This is a genomic window from Paenisporosarcina macmurdoensis, from assembly GCF_042658845.1.
GTDB lineage: Bacteria > Bacillota > Bacilli > Bacillales_A > Planococcaceae > Paenisporosarcina > Paenisporosarcina macmurdoensis.
Genome location: NZ_JBHSRI010000018.1, coordinates 1 through 23,944 on the forward strand (window position 1 = coordinate 1; position 23,944 = coordinate 23,944).

Annotated in this window: 19 protein-coding genes and 1 other annotated feature; of the genes, 16 read left to right on the forward strand and 3 right to left on the reverse strand. The window is 38.4% G+C overall.

Annotated features, from left to right (window positions below):
• Positions 1–555: 555 nt before the first annotated feature.
• Entirely contained in the window at positions 556–777 is a 222-nt protein-coding gene (locus ACFPYN_RS09755; RefSeq protein WP_377733846.1) for a hypothetical protein, read from the reverse strand.
• A gap of 486 nt (positions 778–1,263) precedes the next feature.
• Between ACFPYN_RS09755 and ACFPYN_RS09760 the strand changes: the two genes are divergently transcribed.
• The 14 genes from ACFPYN_RS09760 (at position 1,264) to ACFPYN_RS09825 (ending at position 18,839) form a co-directional block, all read left to right on the forward strand.
• Positions 1,264–1,680, forward strand: a complete 417-nt coding sequence (locus tag ACFPYN_RS09760; protein ID WP_377733847.1) for a phage holin family protein — start codon at positions 1,264–1,266, stop codon at positions 1,678–1,680.
• A 718-nt stretch (positions 1,681–2,398) separates the two neighbouring features.
• The gene (locus tag ACFPYN_RS09765) at positions 2,399–3,634 is read left to right on the forward strand and encodes an ATP-binding protein (RefSeq protein ID WP_377733849.1); all 1,236 of its coding nucleotides are present in this window, start codon (positions 2,399–2,401) and stop codon (positions 3,632–3,634) included.
• A gap of 83 nt (positions 3,635–3,717) precedes the next feature.
• The gene (locus tag ACFPYN_RS09770) at positions 3,718–4,719 is read left to right on the forward strand and encodes a hypothetical protein (RefSeq protein WP_377733850.1); all 1,002 of its coding nucleotides are present in this window, start codon (positions 3,718–3,720) and stop codon (positions 4,717–4,719) included.
• Between the two features lie 101 nt (positions 4,720–4,820).
• Positions 4,821–6,107, forward strand: coding sequence for a trigger factor (gene tig, locus ACFPYN_RS09775; protein ID WP_377733851.1), 1,287 nt, complete (start codon positions 4,821–4,823; stop codon positions 6,105–6,107).
• A 199-nt stretch (positions 6,108–6,306) separates the two neighbouring features.
• A complete protein-coding gene (gene clpX, locus ACFPYN_RS09780; protein WP_377733853.1) occupies positions 6,307–7,575 on the forward strand; it encodes an ATP-dependent protease ATP-binding subunit ClpX in 1,269 nt (422 codons plus the stop codon).
• 128 nt (positions 7,576–7,703) lie between these two features.
• Positions 7,704–10,034, forward strand: coding sequence for an endopeptidase La (gene lon, locus ACFPYN_RS09785; protein WP_377733855.1), 2,331 nt, complete (start codon positions 7,704–7,706; stop codon positions 10,032–10,034).
• Positions 10,031–10,621, forward strand: a complete 591-nt coding sequence (yihA, locus tag ACFPYN_RS09790) for a ribosome biogenesis GTP-binding protein YihA/YsxC (RefSeq protein ID WP_377733856.1) — start codon at positions 10,031–10,033, stop codon at positions 10,619–10,621. Before lon ends, yihA begins: the two co-directional genes overlap by 4 nt.
• A 734-nt stretch (positions 10,622–11,355) precedes the next feature.
• A complete protein-coding gene (hemA, locus tag ACFPYN_RS09795) occupies positions 11,356–12,720 on the forward strand; it encodes a glutamyl-tRNA reductase (RefSeq protein WP_377733857.1) in 1,365 nt (454 codons plus the stop codon).
• Positions 12,721–12,808: 88 nt separating this feature from the next.
• Positions 12,809–13,639, forward strand: coding sequence for a cytochrome C assembly family protein (locus ACFPYN_RS09800; RefSeq protein ID WP_377733858.1), 831 nt, complete (start codon positions 12,809–12,811; stop codon positions 13,637–13,639).
• A 36-nt stretch (positions 13,640–13,675) separates the two neighbouring features.
• Positions 13,676–14,605, forward strand: coding sequence for a hydroxymethylbilane synthase (hemC, locus tag ACFPYN_RS09805; RefSeq protein ID WP_377733861.1), 930 nt, complete (start codon positions 13,676–13,678; stop codon positions 14,603–14,605).
• Positions 14,598–15,362, forward strand: coding sequence for a uroporphyrinogen-III synthase (locus ACFPYN_RS09810; protein ID WP_377733862.1), 765 nt, complete (start codon positions 14,598–14,600; stop codon positions 15,360–15,362). The genes hemC and ACFPYN_RS09810 overlap by 8 nt, the downstream gene beginning before the upstream one ends.
• Positions 15,359–16,339: a porphobilinogen synthase gene (gene hemB / locus ACFPYN_RS09815; RefSeq protein WP_377733863.1), complete on the forward strand. Its 981-nt coding sequence runs from the start codon at positions 15,359–15,361 to the stop codon at positions 16,337–16,339. Before ACFPYN_RS09810 ends, hemB begins: the two co-directional genes overlap by 4 nt.
• Positions 16,339–17,628 carry a glutamate-1-semialdehyde 2,1-aminomutase gene (gene hemL, locus ACFPYN_RS09820; protein WP_377733864.1) on the forward strand — a complete coding sequence of 430 codons (1,290 nt, stop codon included), beginning with the start codon at positions 16,339–16,341 and terminating at the stop codon, positions 17,626–17,628. The genes hemB and hemL overlap by 1 nt, the downstream gene beginning before the upstream one ends.
• A gap of 170 nt (positions 17,629–17,798) precedes the next feature.
• Positions 17,799–18,839: an AbrB family transcriptional regulator gene (locus ACFPYN_RS09825; protein ID WP_377733865.1), complete on the forward strand. Its 1,041-nt coding sequence runs from the start codon at positions 17,799–17,801 to the stop codon at positions 18,837–18,839.
• A gap of 486 nt (positions 18,840–19,325) precedes the next feature.
• Here ACFPYN_RS09825 and ACFPYN_RS09830 read toward each other — a convergent pair whose 3' ends face one another.
• The gene (locus ACFPYN_RS09830) at positions 19,326–19,529 is read right to left on the reverse strand and encodes a hypothetical protein (protein ID WP_377733866.1); all 204 of its coding nucleotides are present in this window, start codon (positions 19,527–19,529) and stop codon (positions 19,326–19,328) included.
• A 606-nt stretch (positions 19,530–20,135) separates the two neighbouring features.
• Between ACFPYN_RS09830 and ACFPYN_RS09835 the strand changes: the two genes are divergently transcribed.
• On the forward strand, positions 20,136–20,699 hold the full coding sequence (locus tag ACFPYN_RS09835; protein WP_377733867.1) for a hypothetical protein: 564 nt from the start codon (positions 20,136–20,138) through the stop codon (positions 20,697–20,699).
• Here ACFPYN_RS09835 and ACFPYN_RS09840 read toward each other — a convergent pair.
• Positions 20,692–20,883, reverse strand: coding sequence for a hypothetical protein (locus ACFPYN_RS09840; RefSeq protein ID WP_377733868.1), 192 nt, complete (start codon positions 20,881–20,883; stop codon positions 20,692–20,694). The genes ACFPYN_RS09835 and ACFPYN_RS09840 overlap by 8 nt on opposite strands.
• A 90-nt stretch (positions 20,884–20,973) precedes the next feature.
• Positions 20,974–21,201 (forward strand) — a binding site (T-box leader).
• Positions 21,202–21,248: 47 nt separating this feature from the next.
• Between ACFPYN_RS09840 and ACFPYN_RS09845 the strand changes: the two genes are divergently transcribed.
• Positions 21,249–23,897 carry a valine--tRNA ligase gene (locus ACFPYN_RS09845; protein ID WP_377733869.1) on the forward strand — a complete coding sequence of 883 codons (2,649 nt, stop codon included), beginning with the start codon at positions 21,249–21,251 and terminating at the stop codon, positions 23,895–23,897.
• Positions 23,898–23,944 lie beyond the last annotated feature (47 nt).

Below are 23,944 nucleotides of genomic sequence, written 5' to 3' on the forward strand. Positions count from 1 at the left end.
ATCTTTTCTAACCAAACTTGTTCTTTTTCTTTTCTTTTCAAATAAAATCCCCCCAGAAAATCAAATCTGGGAGGAGTATCTCATGAATCTTCTTCTATTAGAATGTGTGCACTATTTGACGCTCACATTGAAACGAATAAGAGACCGTGGATTCTATACAAGAATTAGTAAAGTTTTCTCGTCTGAGCAAAGAGAATCTGATTAAGAAGTTTTTTTGATAACTAATATTTCAGTTAATTGAAACATTCGGTCGTGCATATTGGTAATATGCATTGTCATTTAAAGAAAATCCATCAGTAGTATGCGCTGATGGATTTTTTTCTTTTTAAATCGTTCTTACTCCTTTTATTCCGTGAGCTGTCATAGTTCTTAATGGAGTCGCATTCGACGGTATGATCGAGTCATAGCCTCCTTTGCGGACAGTCAGGTTATTCTCGACATATGGAACACAGCTTAGAACTCAATAAATATTGGAACTCAAAAAACCCTCCTAATCTAAATGATTAGGAGGGTTTTATTTGACGTAAAGAATTGAAGTATACGATTATATTGGCACTACTTTTTCGAAGTTCTTGGAGCTCTAGGTTCTTCACAACTTGAACATTTTTTCTGATTGCTAGCTTTAAATTTAGTTAAAGTTTTTTCGAAATTATTTCCACATGAACATTTAAACAGTAGTTTTTGTGAGAATCCTTGATACTCTGTTGAAAGTAATTTAGAATCTGAATTCTTCTTAACGTATTCACTAATATTTTCGATCGTCCATTTTTTATTCATATTAACACCTCCGATAATGATCCCGAATTTAATCCCAGAAGAAGTTTCGGATACCTTCCTTTCAATTAAGCTCAAGACGTCCTAATCTAACTGATTAGCCTATTATACCATCACTTTAGCTAGCCTGTTTTAATCTGAAAAAAGCATCATCTCTGTTGATGTGATGCTTTTTTAATATTCATTTTTTCAGAATCTCCTTCTATGATGAACTTCGAAAGCCATGGTGGTAACAAGGTAGGCGTCAGTCGAGCATTCGACTCCTTCTTTGACCGTAAAATGTTCCTTGGATCAGTACCAAACAATAGAGTCAATTATAGTATCCGAATCATATACTAACTTGAAGGACAATTTAGGGGGAAAGTGTGTAACCAACAGGGTTAGTTTATGTTTGAACTATCATTACACCTGTTAGTACTCTCTAGATGATTTTTTTAGGTTAAATACATTCTCCTAGTCCTTCAAAGAAGGGCTTTTTATTTTAAGGGGGTGTTTATCATAGAAAAAATCATTTTTGCTTTTTCAGTCTTAGGAACATGGTTCGTATTTTTAATTGGAGGATGGCAACTGTTACTAACTATTCTTGTGGTTTTTATGGTTATTGATATTGCTACTGGTATTATCAAGGCTCTTATTCAAAGAAAACTTAATTCGAAAATTGGTTATACAGGATTCTTGAAAAAAGCTGCCATCATGTTAGTTATTATTCTAGCCAATTGGTTAGATATGTTAACAATTTCAGATGTCCCTGTCTTTAAAACCATCGCCATTTATTTTTATATCGGTATGGAAGGATTATCAATCTTGGAAAACCTTAATCAAATAGGAGTTCCTATTCCAAAAGCGATCATTAAATATATTGACCAACTGGCGAAGGAAGAAAAACCAACTAAGAAAAAAGAGTGATTGCTAAGTTGTGCATAATCACTTGATGTGTTTAACATTTGCAAATGTTCATGACGGCTAAGTAGCTATTCTAAAGAACGTGAATTTGAGTATTCTGCTCAGTGAAGTTGCAGATTCAAGTTTTGGACCCGGTACAGAAAATGCTGATCGTTTTGCAAAAGGTCTGAAAAGTAAAGCGTATCCTGCAAATATAATTGAATGATGCTTATCAAGCCTCGCTTAAATTGAGTGGGGTTTTTGCATTCTAAAATAGTCATATTGATTCCAGAATTGAGTCGATTTCATAAATGCCTTTTGATAGATGATACACGAATATTTGAAGTGTGTTCCTTTAAAATTGTAAAGAATTTAGGTTATTTGATTGTAGTGGAGGTGGCGACTCCGGCGGGAATAGCATGAGCTGAAGACCCCGCAGACGAGCTTGCTCGTCGAGGAGGCTGATGCCATGCCCGCGGAAAGCGTCCACCCGTAACGGAAATCTACAGGATCTCTGTTTCTAGAATATTCGTGTTTACATCCGGTTTTATGAATTGTTAAATCGATTAGACAGCCCTTCAAATCTTGTGGAATGTGTATCTAATCGTCTTGTCACGTGACTCAATCATGAATTCACAATAATTTCAAAAGTCGCTTTACATAAAATATGACAAGAATCGACAAAAAGAAGTATAATTCAACATATTGCATGAAGCGTCGTAGGAGAGAGGGTGATATCCCGGTGTTGGAAGCATTGTTATTGAATATTTTATTTTTAATTTTTCCAGTTATTTTATTTGTTATATTTTTTGATAATCGTAGAAACTCGTATAACAACGGTTTTATCATTTTCTTCTCATCGATTTCGATGATTCTGTGTATGGTGTACCCCATTCATCTTGAAATAGGTTTTATATTTGATTTGCGATATATTCCTTTTATTATTGTGGCGTTATATGGCGGCTATAAAAACTTGCTACCGTTGTTCATCATATTAAATGTCTATCGATTTATTATTGGTGGAGATGGCGTCATACAATCCATGCTTTTTTCAACCACTATATTTTTGATACTTCCACTTCTGAATGCAAAGTTCCTTAAGTTTAATACGCAGAAACGACTTATTATTGGTGTCGCAGCTGCTATATTTACGATGGGCTTATATTTATTGACACTCAGCACGTTTTTTGATGAACTTACAAGTGAATTTTGGCAACTTGCTTTTTATTCAATTACAACTCATGTTTTTGTGATTATATTAAATATGTTAATGATCGAAAAAGTGATTGCGAATATTAAAAGCCGAGAAAGTTTTCTTCATATAGAACGAATGCATGTAATGAGTGAACTGTCTGCAAGTGTCTCTCATGAAATTAGAAATCCATTGACGGTTACGAATGGATTTTTGCAACTGTTAAAAGATTCTAAAACGATTTCTCCAGACGAGAAAATCTATATTGACTACTCATTGAAAGAACTAGAGCGTGCTGAAAAAATAGTCAGTGATTTTCTAGCGTACGGTAAACCTCAATCAGAAAATATGGTCTACTCCAACTTAAAAGAAGAGGTTGTCTATGTGAAAAACATATTGACTTCTTACGCAAAAATGAATCAAGTGGAGATAGATTGCCATTTCACCAATACGCTGAAAACTAAATATGACAAAAATCAGATGCAACAATGTTTGATTAACTTATTTAAAAATGCGATTGAAGCAATGAAAGATAGGGGCGGTACACTGTATATAGATGTCTCAGAACAAGAGGATAATATCGTTTTCTTAGTTCGAGATGAAGGCATTGGCATGACGAATGATGAAATTCTACAATTAGGAAAACCCTATTACTCCACGAAAAAAGAAGGAACCGGACTAGGTTTGCTTATGGTGTACGGAACAATAAGTAAATTAAAAGGGTCCATTGATGTAGATAGTAATAAGGGACAAGGAACGACTTTTACAATTACGATTCCTGTTTGAAAGCCTTAGAAAGGATGTGCTATCACGCGCATCCTTTTTCCATTTTGTGCTACTATATACTCAAGAGAAAGGCGGAATCCACATTGCGAAAAAAGTACGGAAAACTTCAAACTAAAGAAAACATCATTGTATTTCCGGGAATGGTGGACAGGCTGATATCTGAAGGACTTAAACATGCTGAAGATTTTCAATATGATTTAGCAGTGGATTCCATTAGACAAGCAATGACCTATAGAGAAGCTGATGAACAAACACTTGGAGTCTATGCGTATTCATTGTATGAGGTTCGTGAATTTAAAGAAGCTCGAATCATCTGTGAGGAATTGTTAAAGTTAGGTCCTACCTATTACTTCGAAACCATGGAATTGTATGTTACCATTTTGATGGAGCTGCGTCAGTTTGCTGAAGTCACAAAGATTGTTAACTCATTGCTCGAAGAGGGAAGCATTCCTCCCGAGAAAGAGGATAAGTTTCACCAATTGTTAAAATTAAACGAACGGGTCGCGAAACAAAAAGGTGAAGTGTTGGTAGAAGATGTACCGCACAATAATCAAATTGATGCTACTTTATTTCAATACGAAACGTTCTCACATTTTCCTGAAGATAAGCAGCAACAACTTTTAGTGGAATTAGAGGGCGAAGATTTAACGCTTATTGAAAACGAACTAGCTGCAATTATTGAAAACGGTTTAACTTCACCGATTACGAAATCATTTGCCTTATTATTAATGGTGCATCAAGGAATCGAACGAACTTTGACGGTAGAAAAGTTTGGCTACAAAGCTGACATTTCACCAAAAGATCTTCCTGATCCTGCAAAAACGTCAAAAGTAGAATCTGTATTAGGGTTAACTGAAGAGGAATTAATACAGAATCCGACCAAACTAGAAATGGTTCATGACTTAATCATCCGTCATTCGTTTGCGACCTATCCATTCGAATGGTTTACGTACGATGAACAAGAAGTTTCCACAACATACATAGATTATGTAGGATCAATGTTAGGGGAAGATGTCTCTTGCGAAGGGGATTTGTACAACTTAATCGTTATGATTGATAGGCAGTTCGAATTGAGAAACATGTAAATGAGTTGAAAGTATGGCTAGTTGTGCTATACTAGAATGGTTGTCAAAATCATAGATAAGAATGATTATAACAAGTGAATTTAATGATGGAGGTTGAATATATGTCAGTGAAATGGGAAAAACAAGAAGGTAACACAGGCGTTTTAACAGTGGAAGTGGAAGAAGTTAAAGTAAAAGACGGTTTAGACAAAGCTTTCAAAAAGGTTGTTAAAGAAATTAACGTACCAGGTTTCCGTAAAGGGAAAATGCCACGTAAAATGTTCGAACAACGTTTTGGTACTGAATCTTTATACCAAGATGCTTTAGACTTTATCTTACCTGATGCATACGCTGCAGCAGTTGAAGAAGCGGGAATTGATCCTGTTGATCGTCCTGAAATCGACATCGTAAAAATGGAGCAAGGTGAAAACTTGATTTTCACAGCTACAGTTACAGTTCGTCCTGAAGTAACTCTTGGAGACTACAAAGGTCTTGAAATTTCTAAACAAGATACAGACGTAACAGATGAAGAAATCGAAGCACAACTTAAAGAACAACAAACTCGTTTAGCTGAGTTAGTTGTAAAAGAAGAAGATGCAATCGTTGATGGCGACACAGCAATAATTGATTTCGAAGGATTCCTTGGAGAAGAAGCATTTGAAGGCGGAGCTGGTGAAGACCACTCACTTGAAATTGGTTCTGGTTCATTCATCCCAGGATTTGAAGAGCAATTAATCGGTTTAAAAACTGGTGAACAAAAAGACGTTACTGTAACTTTCCCTGAAGAATACCATGCAGCTGAACTTGCTGGTAAAGAAGCTACTTTCAAAGTAACTGTGAAAGAAGTAAAAGGAAAAGAACTTCCTGAATTAAATGATGAATTAGCGAAAGAAATCGATAGTGAAGTTGAAGGTATCGAAGCTCTTCGTACGAAATTAAAAGAAAAAACTGCTGAAGACAAGAAAACTGCTGCTGAAACGGCAGTTAAAGATGAGTTAGTTGAAAAAGCTGCAGACAATGCAACTATCGACATTCCTCAAGCTATGATCGATGCAGAAGTAGACCGTATGTTGAATGACTTCACTCAACGTTTGACTTCACAAGGCATGAATCTTGACCTTTACTACCAATTCTCAGGTCAAGATGAAAAAGCTCTTCGTACTCAAATGATTGAAGATGCTCAAAAGCGTGTGAAAGTTTCATTAACACTTGAAGCAATCTCTGAAGCTGAAGGCATTACTGCTACTGAAGAAGAAATCAACAGCGAAATCGAAAAAATGGCTGTTCAATTCAACATGACTGCTGAGCAAATCAGCACAGCTCTTGGTGGAACTGGCGCATTAGAGAACGATCTTCGTATGCAAAAAACAATTGATTTCTTAATCGAGAACGCTAAAATTTCAAAATAAGTTTTAGATAAGTTATACTTGGAAACAAGGCACGGACAATAAGCCCGTGTCTTGTTTTCTCTCATACATAGGTGACGATAGATGATTAATCCAAGAGGTACATAAGTGCTGAAAATGTAATTTAAGTTTTCATTAATCTTATTAGTTGATTCCACAATAAGTATCTTGTAAGATTGTGGATTGAATAGGGGTGAATATTTTGTTCAAGTTTAATGACGAAAAAGGGAATTTAAAGTGTTCCTTCTGTGGAAAATCCCAAGAGCAAGTTCGTAAACTGGTCGCAGGACCTGGTGTATATATTTGCGACGAATGTATAGAATTATGTACTGAAATCGTAGAAGAAGAACTCGGAACAGAAGAAGAAACTGAGTTTAAAGAAGTTCCAAAACCAAAAGAAATACTGTCAATCTTAGATGATTATGTAATTGGTCAAGAGCGAGCTAAAAAATCTCTTGCAGTAGCTGTTTACAATCATTACAAACGTATTAATTCAAATAGTAAAATTGATGATGTCGAATTGTCTAAGTCGAATATCGTGATTTTGGGACCAACTGGTAGTGGTAAAACATTACTTGCTCAAACACTTGCACGCATTTTGAATGTTCCATTTGCCATTGCAGATGCAACATCTCTAACAGAAGCTGGATATGTTGGGGAAGATGTAGAAAACATCCTTCTTAAATTAATCCAATCGGCTGATTATGATGTAGAAAAAGCTGAAAAAGGCATTATTTACATCGATGAAATCGATAAAGTAGCTCGTAAATCTGAGAATCCATCGATTACGCGTGATGTTTCAGGTGAAGGTGTACAACAAGCTCTTCTGAAAATTTTAGAAGGTACAGTTGCAAGCGTTCCTCCTCAAGGTGGACGTAAACATCCTCATCAAGAATTCATTCAAATCGACACAACGAACATTTTGTTCATTGTTGGTGGTGCATTTGATGGAATCGACCAAATTATTAAACGTCGTTTAGGACAAAAAGTGATTGGGTTTGGTTCAGATCCAAACAAAAAAGATTTGGAAGAATCTTCTTTATTATCACAATTGATTCCTGAAGATTTATTGAAATTCGGATTAATTCCGGAATTCATTGGCCGTTTACCAGTATTGGCAAGCTTAGAGCAGTTAAGTGAGAATGCTTTAGTTCAAATTTTAACTAAACCTAAAAATGCATTAGTGAAGCAATATCAAAAAATGATTGAATTGGATAATGTGAAATTAACATTTGAAGATGAAGCATTAGTTGAAATTGCGAAACTAGCAATTATTCGTAAAACAGGTGCACGTGGACTTCGTTCAATTATAGAATCGTTAATGTTAGAAGTCATGTATGAACTGCCTTCACGCGAAGATATTATTGAATGTGTAATTACTAAAGAAACAGTTACTGATTCTTCACATCCTAAATTAATATTAGAAGATGGTTCTGTTTTAAATCAAAACGATGAAAAAACTTCAGCATAAAAGAGTTAAGTTGGAAAAGCTGACTTCGAACGTGCGTATATATACGCGCAGCTCGGAAGTCAGCTTTTTCTTACATATGAATGATTTACAGATTAATCGGACAAAATTGGATTGAGGTGACTTTCCACATGACAAAGAAAAGTGAAGAAAAAATTGTTCCTTTATTACCTTTACGTGGTTTATTAGTATTCCCAACAATGGTTTTACATATCGATGTTGGCCGTGAACGTTCTGTTGCTGCTTTAGAGCAAGCTTTGTTATCAGATAACAGGGTCTTTTTGGCAACTCAAAAAGAAATGAATGTCGAACAACCTGAAGAAGATGATTTATATGCAGTCGGTACATTAGCTAACGTTAATCAAATGATTAAACTGCCAAATGGGACGATTCGAGTATTAGTTGAGGGCTTAGAACGTGCAACATGGTCTGGTTATACAGAAGGTGACAAGTACGCAACTGTCATTTCGACTCCTTCAAAAGACGAAGTCGAAAAAACGCCTGAACATGAAGCGCTTATGCGTTTGCTCCTTCAGTATTTTGAAAAGTACTCGAAAATCTCTAAAAAAGTAACAACAGAAACGTATGATACTGTTTCTGATATTGAAGAGCCAGGCCGCTTAGCGGATATGGTTGCTTCTTACTTACCTTTAAAGATGAGTGCTAAGCAAGAAGTGCTTGAAATTTTTGATGTGAAAACGCGCTTAGAATGGTTAATTAATCGCTTGCACAATGAACAAGAAGTGTTAGATATGGAAAAGAAAATATCTGCACGCGTAAAACAAGCGATGGAACGTACACAAAAAGAATTTTATTTGCGTGAACAAATGAAAGCTATCCAAACTGAGCTTGGCGATAGAGAAGGCAAGACGGGTGAAGTTTCTGATCTTCGCAAGAAAATTGACGAAGCAGGCATGCCAGAATCTACGTTGAAAGTTGCTTTAAAAGAGTTGGATCGTTATGAAAAATTGCCAGCTGCAGCAGCCGAAAGTGGAGTCATTCGTAACTATCTTGATTGGCTAGTTGCCCTTCCTTGGACAGATGCAACGGTAGATCGTATCGACATCAAACGTGCGGAAACGATTTTAAACCGCGATCATGATGGACTTGAATCAGTCAAAGAACGAGTACTTGAATTCTTAGCTGTGCGTCAATTGACAAACTCCCTTCGTGGACCCATTTTATGTTTAGCAGGACCTCCAGGTGTCGGTAAAACGTCACTGGCTCGTTCGATTGCAGAATCACTAGGTCGTCAATTTGTCCGTATTTCATTAGGTGGAGTTCGTGATGAATCTGAGATTCGCGGGCACCGTAGAACCTATGTCGGGGCTATGCCTGGGCGCCTTATTCAAGGTATGAAAAAAGCGGGGAAAATTAATCCTGTTATCTTACTTGATGAAATCGATAAAATGTCGAATGATTTCCGTGGAGATCCGTCTTCTGCAATGCTAGAGGTGTTGGATCCAGAACAAAACCATTCATTTAGCGATCACTACATCGAAGAAACATATAACTTATCCAATGTGCTATTTATTGCAACAGCAAATGATTTAAGCACCATTCCTGGACCACTTCGTGACCGAATGGAAATTATTTCGATTGCGGGTTATACCGAAATCGAGAAACAACTAATTGCAAAAAATCATTTATTGCCTAAGCAATTAAAAGAGCATGGTTTAACAAAATCAGTGTTGCAACTTCGTGATGATGCGATCAAAGATTTAATTCGCTATTACACGCGCGAAGCAGGCGTTCGTAGTTTGGAACGTCAAATTGCATCGATTTGTCGTAAAGTAGCAAAACAAGTTGTTTCAACTGGTAAAAAGCGCATTGTGGTAAAAGCTTCGAATTTAGAAGATCTAATTGGTAAACATAAATTCCGTTTTGGACAAGCTGAAACCGTTAATCAAATTGGGGTCTCTACAGGATTAGCTTATACTTCGGTTGGAGGAGATACACTTCAAATTGAAGTGTCCTTAACACCAGGTAAAGGGAAGTTAATTTTGACTGGTAAATTAGGCGATGTTATGAAAGAATCTGCACAAACAGCTCTTTCATTCGTTCGTTCGAAAACAGAAAGCCTAGGTCTTGATGCTAATTTCCATGAGCTCCATGATATTCATATTCACGTGCCTGAAGGCGCTGTCCCTAAAGATGGTCCTTCTGCAGGAATTGCGATTGCGACGGCTCTTGTGTCTGCTTTGTCGAAACGTCCAATTCGCCGTGAAGTAGGAATGACTGGTGAAATCACATTACGTGGTCGCGTGTTACCAATCGGCGGTCTTAAAGAGAAATCATTAGGTGCCCACCGAGCAGGATTAACAACGATTATTGTACCGAAAGACAATGAACGAGATATAGAAGATATACCCGAAAGCGTGCGTGATGACTTAACGTTTAAATTTGTCTCCCATGCGGACGAAGTGCTAGAAATAGCGCTAGAAGGAGGCAATGAGCAATGAAAGTTCATAACGTAGAATTAGTCATAAGTGCAGTACGCCAAGCGCAATATCCGGAAGATGGTTTTCCGGAGTTTGCTTTGGCTGGTCGATCTAATGTAGGAAAATCATCTTTTATTAATAAATTAATAGGCCGCAAGAGTATGGCTCGTATTTCTTCAAAGCCGGGGAAAACGCAAACACTAAACTTTTATAAAATTGAAGAAAAACTGTTTTTCGTTGACGTTCCAGGCTACGGCTATGCAAAAGTATCGAAAACTTCTCGAGAAGCGTGGAGTAAAATGATTGAAGAATACATTATGAATCGTGATTTATTGAAAGCTGTCATTCAAATCGTGGATTTAAGACACCCACCAAGTGATGACGACTGTGTGATGTACGATTTCTTAAAGTATCATCATATTCCATGTATCGTGATTGCAACCAAAGCGGACAAAATTCCAAAAGGTAAATGGGAAAAACATAAGAAAATGGTGCGTGATGAACTTGATATGGAAGCTCATGATACATTGATTCTTTTTTCTTCTGAAACCGGAATGGGCTTTGATGCTGCATGGGCAGAAATCGAACGTCGTATGACTCTTGAATAGAATGGATAAACTCTCTTAGAAGCAATTGGCTTTTTAGAGAGTTTTTTTGTGTGGATTTTTTCTCGTGAGGACGAAAATGTTTCGCGAGTGGACGGAAAGTTAGAGTGAATGGACAGAAAAGAAGAATCTGCATCTAGGATGCTTTTTCTACAATTCGACTGTCTTTCTAGAGAGGATTACTGTCTTCCTCCAGGCGAATGGACGGAAATGTTGATTGAGTGGACGGAAACTTCAAATGAATGGACGACAACGTTTCGCGAGTGGACAACAAGTCATCGTGAGTGGACGAAAAGACACTGCGAGTGGACGATGAAAAAATAGACATGCTTTTTCTACAATTCGACTGTCTTTCTAGGGAGGATTGCTGTCTTCCTCCAGGCGAATGGTCTGAAACATTATAAAGTTGGTCGGAAACCGAGATTAGTTGGTCGAAAACACACTTCAAATGGTCGGAAAACCAAAAACTATAAAAAAGCCATCATCCTCTTCATAACTATATCCCTTAGCAACAACCAAAACCCGACGTCCATCGACATAATTAACAGACAATTCTGCCTAAGTGCAAAACAATTGTGTCTAATTCAACGTTTTGGTACACTTACATTGGAATTATTATAAAGTAGCAACTTAATCAGCCTTGATTTCATAGCTTGTTCACATTTTGAACCTTGTTTTCGCAATGGTTATGCTATAATTAGAGGCATGAAATAGAACGTGAGAGGTGTCATGGAGCCATGCATACCATCGTAGTGGGTGTAAATTTTCGTACAGCGCCGGTAGAGATTCGCGAACGATTGTCTTTCGTAGAGTCTGATTTGCCGCAGGCGATGCGAGCATTGCAAGAGCAGAAAAGCATATTAGAAAATGTAATTGTCTCGACATGTAACCGGACCGAAATCTATGCGATTGTCGATCAGTTACATACTGGACGTTATTATATTAAGCAATTCCTTGCCAATTGGTTCAATTTATCAATGGAAGAGTTCTCGTCTTACTTATTCATTTATGAAAATGATGGAGCAAATGAGCATTTATTCCGTGTGACTGCAGGAATTGATTCAATGGTACTTGGAGAGACGCAAATTCTTGGACAAGTACGCAAAAGTTTCTTAGAAGGTCAAGAACGTGGAACAACTGGAACGGTGTTTAATCAATTGTTTAAACAGTCCATTACACTTGCTAAACGAGCACATTCAGAAACGGCTATCGGTGAAAACGCGGTTTCAGTTTCTTATGCAGCGGTTGAACTAGCGAAGAAAATTTTTGGTTCATTAAAGAATAAACATGTGGTCATTTTAGGTGCTGGGAAAATGGGCGAATTGGCGATAAAAAACCTTCACAGTAATGGTGCAGGCAAAATCACCGTTATCAATCGCACATTAGAAAAAGCGCAATTACTAGCAGATCAATTTAATGGTCAAGCTAAATCAATGCAAGAGCTACAATGTGCATTGCTAGAAGCTGACATTTTAATAAGTTCAACTGGTTCGACAGATTTCGTTATAGATTTCGAGTTAATGCAGTTTGTTGAGCGTATTCGTAAAGGCAAGCCATTGTTTATGGTCGACATTGCGGTTCCACGTGATTTAGATCCACGTATTGGGGACCTTCAAAGTGTATTCTTGTATGATATTGATGATTTACAAGGCATTGTTGAAGCGAATTTAGTTGAACGACAAATTGCAGCAAATGAAATCATGCTGATGATTGAGTTAGAATTGGTTCAGTTTAAAGACTGGCTTGGTACATTAGGTGTGGTGCCAGTTATTTCAGCTCTTCGTCAAAAAGCGCTGCAAATTCAAGAAGATACCATGGTTAGCATTGAAAACAAAATGCCTGAACTAACTGACCGTGAACGAAAAATATTGAATAAGCATACGAAATCCATTATTAATCAATTATTGAAGGAACCAATACTACAAGCAAAAGAACTTGCATCTTCTTCAAATTCGCAGGATCAACTGCAGTTATTCCAACAAATTTTTGGGATTGAAGAAGAAGTAAAACTAGAAAAAGAACGTCAATTGTTGGTTGTTAAACCACAAGTGGAAGTTGTCGAAGACGCACAACAAGCTGTTAATCCACGCTATTCATATTAATTCAAGTTAGGAGGCGTTTTCGTATCTGTATGGTAAACTATACATGCGAAAACGCTTTTTTTATGTCTGATGCGAAAAGGGGTAAGGTATGGCGGATTTGACCATGACAAGGCTGCACGAAGTAATGGTTATCCTCTACGGAATCAGTCTTGTATTTTACTTCATCGATTATTTAGATAAAGATTCAAAAGCTCACCGCATTGCATTTTGGCTACTCAGCACTGTGTGGCTCTTGCAGACGGTTTTTTTAGTCCTTTACATTGTCGAAACAAAGCGCTTTCCAATTTTGACGCTGTTTGAAGGCATTTATTTTTATGCGTGGCTAATGATTACATTATCCATCGTGCTTCACCTTACATATCGCGTCATGGTTCCTGTATTCTTCTTAAATGTTATAGGCTTTATATTTATTACCATTCACACATTTGCACCGGTCCAAATCGAAAGATCTCCAGTAGGGGAAACACTTCTTTCTGAGCTATTAATTATCCATATCACATTTGCCATTCTGTCATATGTGGCTTTCTCATTATCGTTTGTCTTTTCGACGCTTTATCTTATTTTGTTTCGTCTATTAAAGAAAAAGAAATGGACCAAACAGTTTGGTAAATTACCATCTCTTGATCAAACGGAAAAAGGGATGACGATTTCAATTGTCGCTGGTATTCCGTTTTTATTAGTAAGTTTGATTCTCGGGCTGCAATGGGCGTATGTATCGATTAATGAATTTTCATTGATTGATGTGAAAATTATTGGCTCATTTGTCTTATTATTTATTTATGGCTACTTATTTTATCGACGCCAAAAAGGCACACTGCAAGGAACCAGTTATGCATGGGGACATGTATATGCATTCTTGTTAGTATTAATCAATTTCTTTTTAGGCAGTCGTTTATCTGAATTTCATTTTTGGTATTAAAAATCTAACTACATCTAAAGCGGGGTATTATCTAATATGAGAAAAATTATTGTTGGATCAAGAAGAAGTAAATTAGCATTAACGCAAACGAACTGGTTTATTGATCAATTAAAACAAGCGGGAGCACCATTTGAATTTGAAGTGAAGGAAATCGTAACAAAAGGAGATCAAATCGTAGATGTTCAACTTTCAAAAGTTGGCGGTAAAGGTTTGTTCGTAAAAGAAATTGAACAAGCTTTATTCGACAAAGAAATTGACTTTGCAGTTCACAGTATGAAAGATATGCCTTCAGAGTTGCCAGAAGGCCTTGTCATTGGCTGTATTCCTCCACGTGAAGATGCACGTGACGCTTACATTTCAACGGGTCATGTGAAGTTTATGGAGCTTCCAGTAGCGGCGGTTGTTGGGACAAGTAGTTTACGACGTGCTGCTCAACTTCTTTTACTTCGTCCAGACATTGAAATTAAATGGATTCGTGGAAACGTGGATACGCGTTTAGCAAAACTTCAAACTGAAGAGTACGATGCGATTATTTTAGCTGCTGCGGGACTTAAACGTCTTGGCTGGAGTGACGAAGTGGTAACAGAATATTTGTCAGTAGAAGATTGTCTACCTGCAGTAGGTCAAGGCGCTTTAGCGATTGAATGCCGCGGAGAAGATGAAGAATTATTAGCGGAACTAGGAAAATTAACTCATTCAGACACATGGGATGCTGTTCATGCAGAGCGTGCATTTTTATATGCGATGGATGGAGGATGTCAAGTACCTATAGCTGGATTTGCTACGATTGAAAACGGACAAGTTGAGTTTACTGGACTTGTTGCTTCACCTGATGCAGAACAAGTATATAAACAATCTGCAACAAATGTAGAGCCTGAAACAGCTGGTAAAGAAGTAGCTAAGATTTTAAGCGCGCAAGGTGCTTATGATTTGATCCAACAAGTAAGAGCCGATTTAAATGTCTAAAAAGGGTGATTTGCGAGGACAAACCATTGTCTTTACAGGTCAACCGAAATCGAGCGAAGCTTTTTTAGAAGTTGAAAGACTGGGTGGGAAAGTGCAAGCTTTCCCACTCATTCGAACACAAGAACTTACCAATCAAGATGACATTTTTATAATAAAATTGCCTAGCTATGATTGGCTCATTTTTACAAGTCAAAATGCAGTGTCAGCATTTGAAGAAAAGCTGACGAGGGATCAGGTAGCTGTAGATAATCTGAAGTGTAAGATTGCTGCTGTCGGTAAAAATACAGCACGGGCTTTAGAAAAAATAGGGTTTCATGTGTCGTTTACACCAACTACGTATAGTGCAGATGAATTCGTTCAACAGTTTTCACACGTGTCAAATCAATCGGAACATTGTTTGTTTCTTAGAGGGTCACTTGCGAAAGCTACGATTAGAACTGGTCTGAGCCAACAAGTAGATGAATGGACGGTTTATGAAACACTTCCCGACGTGAAAAATGCGGTCCGCTTATCCACATATATAAAGGAACATCCAACTGTTTTCGTGGCATTTGCAAGTCCGTCTGCTGTTCATATATACGCAACTGAAATTGCACAGGAAATAGGTTGGAAGCACATTAAAATTGCAGCCATTGGTCATGTGACTGCAGCTGCATTACTAAATCATGGAGCGGCTGTTCATGTACAAGCAACTACGTATACATGGCTTGCACTCGTTCAAGAAATTGCTAATTGGAAGGATGATTTATACTCATGAAAGAACTTCAATTTAACAGACACCGTCGCTTACGAAATAGCGCAACATTGCGAGCGATGGTCCGCGAAACGAGATTACATACAGACGATTTAATTTATCCATTATTCGTTGCCGAAGGTAAAAATATTAAAAATCCTATTTCTTCAATGCCAGGAGTGTTCCAATTTTCTCTTGACCAATTAGGGGCTGAACTGGACGAAGTGGTATCACTCGGAATCCCGTCCATTATTTTATTCGGAATTCCGCTAGAAAAAGATGCTGAAGGCACACAAGCGTATCACGATCATGGCATCATTCAAGAAGCGATTCGCTTTGCGAAAGAACGTCATCCAGAATTAATCGTCATTGCAGATACATGTTTGTGTGAATACACAGACCATGGTCACTGTGGCATTATTGAAAATGGACAAGTTCTAAATGATCCAACACTTGATTTATTGGCACGCACAGCGATTGCACAAGCTAAAGCTGGCGCAGACATTATTGCCCCGTCGAATATGATGGATGGTTTTGTAGCAGCGATTCGTTACGGCTTAGATGAAGCAGGATTCTCACATTTACCCATCATGTCATATGCGGTCAAATACGCATCAGCATACTACGGTCCTTTCCGTGAAGCGGCAAACAGTGCACCTCAATTCGGCGACCGTAAAACGTACCAGATGGATTATGCCAACCGCAATGAAGCCATGCGTGAAGCAACATCAGACATCGAAGAAGGCGCTGATTTCCTAATTGTAAAACCTGCATTATCTTATTTAGATATTGTACGTGACGTGAAAAATAACTTTGATGTACCAATCGTGGCTTACAATGTAAGTGGAGAATATGCGATGGTAAAAGCGGCAGCTCAAAACGGCTGGGTAGATGAAGAAAAAATTGTACTTGAAACATTAACAAGCATGAAACGTGCAGGCGCAGATTTAATCATGACGTATCACGCGAAAGACGTGGCACGTTGGTTGGGGGCGAAATAATGGGACGTTCATATGAAAAGTCAAAACAAGCATTTAGTGAAGCAGTAAAATTAATGCCAGGTGGTGTCAATAGCCCGGTTCGTGCATTTAAATCAGTAGATATGGATCCTATTTTTATGGCAAGTGGAAAAGGCGCTACGATCACTGACGTTGATGGCAATGAATACATCGATTACGTGTTATCTTGGGGACCTTTGATTTTAGGTCACTCTCATCCAGACGTTGTAGCTGCTATTCAAAAAGTAGCAGAAACGGGTACGAGTTTTGGTGCTCCTACGCTGGTTGAAAATGACTTAGCAAAACTTGTGATGGAGCGCGTTCCTTCAATCGAAATGATCCGTATGGTTTCGTCAGGGACTGAAGCGACAATGAGTGCATTACGTGCAGCACGCGGTTTCACAGGACGAGATAAAATATTGAAATTTGAAGGTTGTTACCATGGACATGGCGATAGCTTATTAATAAAAGCGGGTTCAGGCGTCGCTACATTAGGATTACCGGATAGCCCAGGTGTTCCGGAATCGGTTGCGAAAAACACCATTACAGTAGCTTATAATGATTTAGACAGCGTTCGAGCTGCGTTTAAACAACATGGTGAAGACTTAGCTGCTGTTATCGTTGAACCAGTTGCAGGAAATATGGGCGTTGTTGGTCCTGAACCAGGTTTCTTAGAACTACTTCGTGAATTATCAACAGACAACGGAACGGTTCTGATTTTTGATGAAGTCATGACTGGTTTCCGTGTTGGCTACAATTGTGCACAAGGTCATTTTAACGTGATTCCAGATATGACGTGTCTTGGAAAAGTAATCGGCGGGGGACTTCCTGTTGGTGCCTACGGCGGGAAACTTGAAATTATGTCTCAAATCGCGCCAAGTGGTCCGATTTATCAAGCAGGCACATTGTCAGGTAATCCACTTGCCATGACTGCCGGACTTGAAACATTGTCTCGATTAACACCTGAAACATATGATCATTTCAATCGTCTTGCAGATCAATTAGAAACTGGCTTCCGTGATGCAGCATCTAAATACCATATCCCACATACAGTAAATCGTGCAGGATCAATGATTGGGTTCTTCTTTACAAATGATACGGTTACAAACTACGATATCGCGAAAACATCTGACCTAAAAATGTTCGCAAAATATTATCGTCTGATGGCAGAAGAAGGCATTTTCTTACCACCTTCACAATTTGAAGGTATGTTCTTATCTGCAGCTCATACATCTGAAGACATTGCAAAAACAGTAGCAGCATTCCACAAAGTGTTTGCTCAATTAGCTTAATTAACATGTCCTGGTACTCTCAAGAGTATCAGGGCTTTTTTGAAGAAATGACAGGCGAGCGGGGGACAAGATACATCCGTATTAGCGGGACGTTTCCCTCCCCGATTTAACACGAGTGCCTGGCACTTTTGGTGAGTGAAAGAGGTGAGTTTGAGTTGAGGAAGTCATGGATGATTGTACGGACATTTTTAATAGCTGCTACTGCGGGATTCATTTTTGATTGGATTGGTATCTTTTTGCCATGGCTACTCGGTCCAATGGTTTCATTATTACTTCTACGTCAATATACAAAAGTTGAATTTGAATGGCCAAAATTATTGCGTCAAATTGGGTTAATCTTTCTAGGTATACAAATTGGTTCATCCTTTACAAAAGCATCGATCGTACTCATGTGGAGTGATTTTCCGTTAATGGTTCTCATGACGCTATCCATTGTCGGTGTGGCATTACTTTTGAGTATGTTATTTATGAAAATGTCGGGGGAAACGATTGCTACTAGTGTATTAGGTTCACTGCCTGGGGGACTTTCTCAAATGGTGCTACTTAGCGAAGAAGTGAAGTCAGCAAATTCCACGGTCGTTACGTTAATGCAAACGTTTCGAATATTTGTCGTTGTAACGGTTGTTCCTTTTTTAACTGCGTGGATTCCTCAAGGTTCACATATAAATGATGTGTCTCTCGATGAGTTGTCTACGTTTAACTTAGTGCATTTTGTCATATTTGCAGTGTTGGGAATTGGTTTTTTTGTGGGGATGAAGAAAATCCATTTTCCGTTACCTGAACTCATGGCCCCTATTTTATCCATGGCCATCGTGCAGTTTGTTACGGATCATCCGGTTGTGGAAGTGCCTTCAATCGTATTGATTCTCTCTCAGATTTTTGTTGGTGCACATTTAGGCTTACAGCTTGAAAAAGTGCGTGATCAATTATCGATGAGACTGTTTGGTGCCATTGTGCTGACGAATTTGGCTCTCATTGCATTTTGTGCAGGATTGGCGTACATATTAACGTTCATTCATCCTATCAACACGTTTCTAGATTTCTTTATAAGTGCTGCACCTGGAGGCATAGCCGAAATGTCTATCACAGCTTTAGAAACTGGAGCGGATTTGTCGACGGTAACCAGTTTTCATCTATTCCGTATTTTCTTTATCTTGTTAATAGCGGGACCGGTGTTGACCTATGCATTGAAGAGATGGTTGAAAGCTTAGTAATTGACTTCAATAGGTTTCCAGTCCGCTTCAGGCGCTTTAACTGCTGCACCATAATCTATAGAACAAAGAGAGATGAGCTTGTGACTTCGTCACTGCGCTCACCTCTCTTTTTTTAGATCATCCTGCGACGGCTGTGCACCTTTCGCTCCCTTACAACCTGGACATACATAGTTAAAATCGTTTGGTTTACTAAAGAAGCGGTGCTCTCTTTAAATAGATGTTCGGTCGAAGATGGTATTTCGAACTCTTTCTGCTTCATTTATTTTCCGGGAAAATCCAATTCTCCAGTAATTACTTTAAAACATACTATCTATGGAATCACTCTACTTTAAACAGTAGCGTAGTGAAAACAAAACCAATCAAAAACACTTAGATAGGAGCCATTCCGCTAAAATGCTACAGGGCTCTTTTCTGTGAGCGAGGGGTTTCAATAAGACAACTAAGCAGTTAGAAGTCAAGTCCGGAAAACGAGCTGGTGCCATTTTACGCTTCGCTTAATTTCAATAGTTCACTTATAAATTCATCGCTGCCAGGCAAAAACATGAATAGTGAAACAATAATGAATAGAATCCCGAAAATAAACAGCAGAACTACTATCTTAACTGAACGAGACACGTCTTTTTTTAGTGCACCAACAATTAGAAAAAGAATGCCGATCAACAATATTAAAAAATACCAAAAACCCATCAAATCACCTCATTCTACACCACTCAAAATAATGTTCTCTAATACCTTCGTTCCGATTGCAAACTTCCATAACGTATTACAAATCTAATTACTCATCACATAATCAATTCATAGTGATTGAAACGTCTCCTATTACAGAAAGTTCCATTGAAATAGAAAGAAGAGGCTGTCTATAAAGTCCCTCTATTATAAAATAAGTGGAGAAAATGAGTCTTTTTTCTGTACCTCCATTTGAACATTCTAACAATGTATAATTGTCTGTTTTGTACATGATAAACTTAAGGTTGATTGGAATGGAAGACGGCGACTCCAGCGGGAATAGCATGAGCGGAAGACCCCGCAGACGAGCTTGCTCGTCGAGGAGGCTGATGCCATGCCCGCGGAAAGCGTCCGTTTGAAGTGGAAATCAACCTCTACTAAATATAAAAAAGGAACTGCCCTTAGTCATATTTCACGACTTTTAGGACAGCTCCTTCTCACTACTATTTATTGAAAGTCCGTGATGTGTAATTTATTTCAATAAAATATCAAATCATTATTTAGTAGCATAAAGGCTCGTTCACTCGCATAAAATCTTTCACATAGCACTGTGAAGGAGGACAAGAAGTGAATCAAGTTAATTGGCAACTTCAAGAAGTATTTTATTTTCCGGAAAGTTTTGGTGTACCAACTAGTGCGTCACGCATAGCGGTTAAACCGCAAGTCGAATTTCAACAGGTAAATGGTGTGTCTAGTTTATACGGCATTTACCATATCGCGGCGAATGTAGGATTTCAGCCAGGTGAATGTGAACATCACGGAACTTCTGAATGGATTTCAATTGAGGATTTAGACATCAACGGAGATAATGGATATTTTGAATATGCAGTTCCATTGTTTGTGGAATTGCCGCCTACGTATGTGCATGGCAATAGACAACCTGAAATTGAATTGTCAGACGTGAAGGCACATATTACAGATGAAAATGCCTTGAAAGTGGAATGGCAAGTGACGTGTTCGTATGAAAAACCACCAGAACGGGAATCCCCAACACTAGAAAGTAGTAGTTCTAGTAGTTCTTCACACGAATCGTCTAATTCAGAGGAGCGCCCAGTGTCCAAAGAAGACGCTGAATTACCATTTTTCTTACGTGGCTTAACAGATGCTTATTCTGTTTACGAAGTTAAATGATGTCTTTTTGAAACAAAACCAATATACCGATTAAAAGGCATAACAGTAAAAAATCGAATGTTGTCGGTATAAATATGCATCGGATTAATTCGAATACTGTAATCGGCAAAATGATATTCTTGCAATAAAATCGAGTTTTTCGAAGCCAAGGGGGAAGCAAGTAGGGGTTATATCCTCGTCTCATAATAAATCCTCCTTTCAAAAATACTTGACGGTAACATAAATCATTCGATACAATACTTATCAATAGTATTAAATGATAAATTAATTAAATATCGATGCATTGATTGGGAAGAGTAAAATGTTGTTGTTTTCATTAGAGAGGAAACGCTTGCTGAAAGTTTCCGTAAACACACATTTGAATGTCGCCCAGGAGCAGTTTCTGTGAAAATAGGAAGTAGCAGAAATCGGTTAAAAGCCGTTATATAAACTTGAGCGCGTGATGATTTTTTTGTCATCTGCGAATAAAGGTGGTACCGCGAACAACTCCTTCGTCCTTTTTGTGACGATAGGAGTTTTTTTGTATTCAAAAATTAGGAGGAACATATGATGACTGAACAACAAAACACACAACTGCCAACGAAATATGATCCTAAGTCCATTGAACAAGGACGCTACGAATGGTGGCTAAAAGGGAAGTTTTTCGAGGCGCAACCTGAAAGCGACAAAGAACCGTATACCATCGTTATTCCACCACCAAACGTAACTGGTAAATTGCATTTAGGGCACGCATGGGACACAACTTTGCAAGATATTTTAATTCGCATGAAACGCATGCAAGGCTATGATGCTTTGTGGTTACCAGGAATGGACCATGCAGGTATTGCCACTCAAGCTAAGGTAGAAGAGAAACTTCGCTCTGAAGGCAAAACACGTTACGATTTAGGTCGTGATGAGTTTGTTAAAGAGACGTGGAAGTGGAAAGATGAATATGCTGGTCATATTCGTACACAATGGTCAAAACTTGGTTTAGGTCTTGATTATTCACGTGAACGTTTCACACTCGATGAAGGTTTATCTAATGCCGTAAAAGAAGTGTTCGTAAAACTTTATAATAAGGGCCTCATTTATCGTGGGGAACGTATTATTAACTGGGATCCGGCAACGAAAACAGCATTATCGGATATTGAAGTTATCCATCAAGACGTACAGGGTGCTTTCTATCATATGCGTTACCCACTAACAGATGGCACTGGATTTATAGAAGTGGCGACAACGCGACCAGAAACTATGCTTGGTGATACAGCAGTAGCGGTTCATCCAGAAGACGATCGCTACAAACACTTAATCGGTAAAACGGTTACGTTACCAATTGTAGGACGTGAAATTAAAATCGTAGCAGATGATTATGTGGAAATGGATTTTGGAAGTGGTGCTGTAAAAATTACTCCAGCTCATGACCCTAATGACTTTGAAATCGGTAATCGTCATAACTTAGAACGCGTATTAGTTATGAATGAAGACGGTACGATGAATAAATTAGCAGGGAAATATGAAGGTATGGACCGTTTTGATTGCCGTAAGCAAATTGTTGCGGATCTTCAGCAAGCTGACGTTCTTTACAAAATCGAAGAGCATTCGCATTCAGTAGGTCACTCAGAACGCAGTGGAGCAGTTGTAGAACCATATCTGTCAACACAATGGTTCGTTAACATGCAGCCACTTGCTGAACAAGCGATTAAATTACAAAAGAGTGAAGATAAAGTTCAATTCGTACCAGACCGTTTTGAAAACACCTATTTACGCTGGATGGAAAACGTTCACGACTGGTGTATTTCTCGTCAGTTATGGTGGGGCCATCGAATTCCGGCTTGGTATCATATCGAAACAGGTGAAATTTATGTTGGTCATGAAGCACCTGCGGACGTTGAAAACTGGAAGCAAGATGAAGATGTATTAGATACATGGTTCTCTTCAGCACTATGGCCGTTTTCAACGATGGGTTGGCCTGACGAAGCGAATGAAGAATTCAAACGCTACTACCCGACTAATGCATTAGTAACAGGTTATGACATTATATTCTTCTGGGTTTCTCGTATGATTTTCCAAGGAATCGAATTTACTGATCAACGTCCATTTGACGATGTATTAATTCATGGATTAGTAAGAGCTGAAGACGGACGCAAAATGTCTAAGTCTTTAGGTAACGGAATTGACCCAATGGATGTTATTGACCAATACGGGGCCGATGCACTTCGTTACTTCTTATCAACTGGTTCTTCACCTGGTCAAGATTTACGTTTCTCGATTGAAAAAGTAGAGTCCGTTTGGAACTTTGCGAATAAAATTTGGAACGCTTCACGTTTTGCCATGATGAATATGGAAGGCATGAAGTTTGAAGATATTGATTTAAGCGGAGAAAAATCTGTTGCTGATGCATGGATTCTCACTCGTTTAAATGAAACCATTGATCAAGTAACGAAACAAGCGGAGAAATATGAGTTCGGCGAAGTAGGTCGCGCCCTTTATAACTTCATCTGGGATGACTTCTGTGACTGGTACATCGAAATGGCGAAACTTCCATTACACAGTGAAGACGAAGACGCGAAGAAAATGACGCGTTCTGTATTAGCGTATGTATTAGACAATACTATGCGTTTACTACATCCATTCATGCCATTCATCACTGAAGAGATTTGGCAGAACCTACCTCACGAAGGTGAATCGATTACAATAGCGGCATGGCCGACTGTAAACGAATCATTAACGGATAGCAAAAAAGCATCAAACATGAAGTTGCTGTCAGATATAATTCGCTCGGTACGAACGATTCGTGCTGAAGTACAAACACCAATGAGCAAAAAAGTACCATTATATATTTCGGCAAAAGATGCAGAAACTCTAGCAGTACTTGAAGAAAACGCGAAGTACTTAGAGAAATTCTGTAATCCAGAACCATTAGTATTAGGTCAAGGAATCGAAGCACCAGGTCAATGCATGTCAAGTGTAGTATCGGGTGCAGAACTATTCCTACCATTAGAAGGCTTAATCGACATCGCAGCTGAAACAGTGCGCTTAGAAAAAGAGCTTGAGAAATGGGCAAAAGAAGTTAAACTCGTTACAGGTAAACTGTCAAACGAACGCTTCGTTTCAAAAGCACCAGAAGCAGTAGTTGCAGAAGAGCGTGCGAAACAAGCAGATTATATCGAAAAACACGCAATCGTAGAAAAACGCTTAGCTGAATTGAAAACTTTATAATTTGATTGGAGGGTGTCCCGATATGTTGGGATACCCTTTTTTCAATA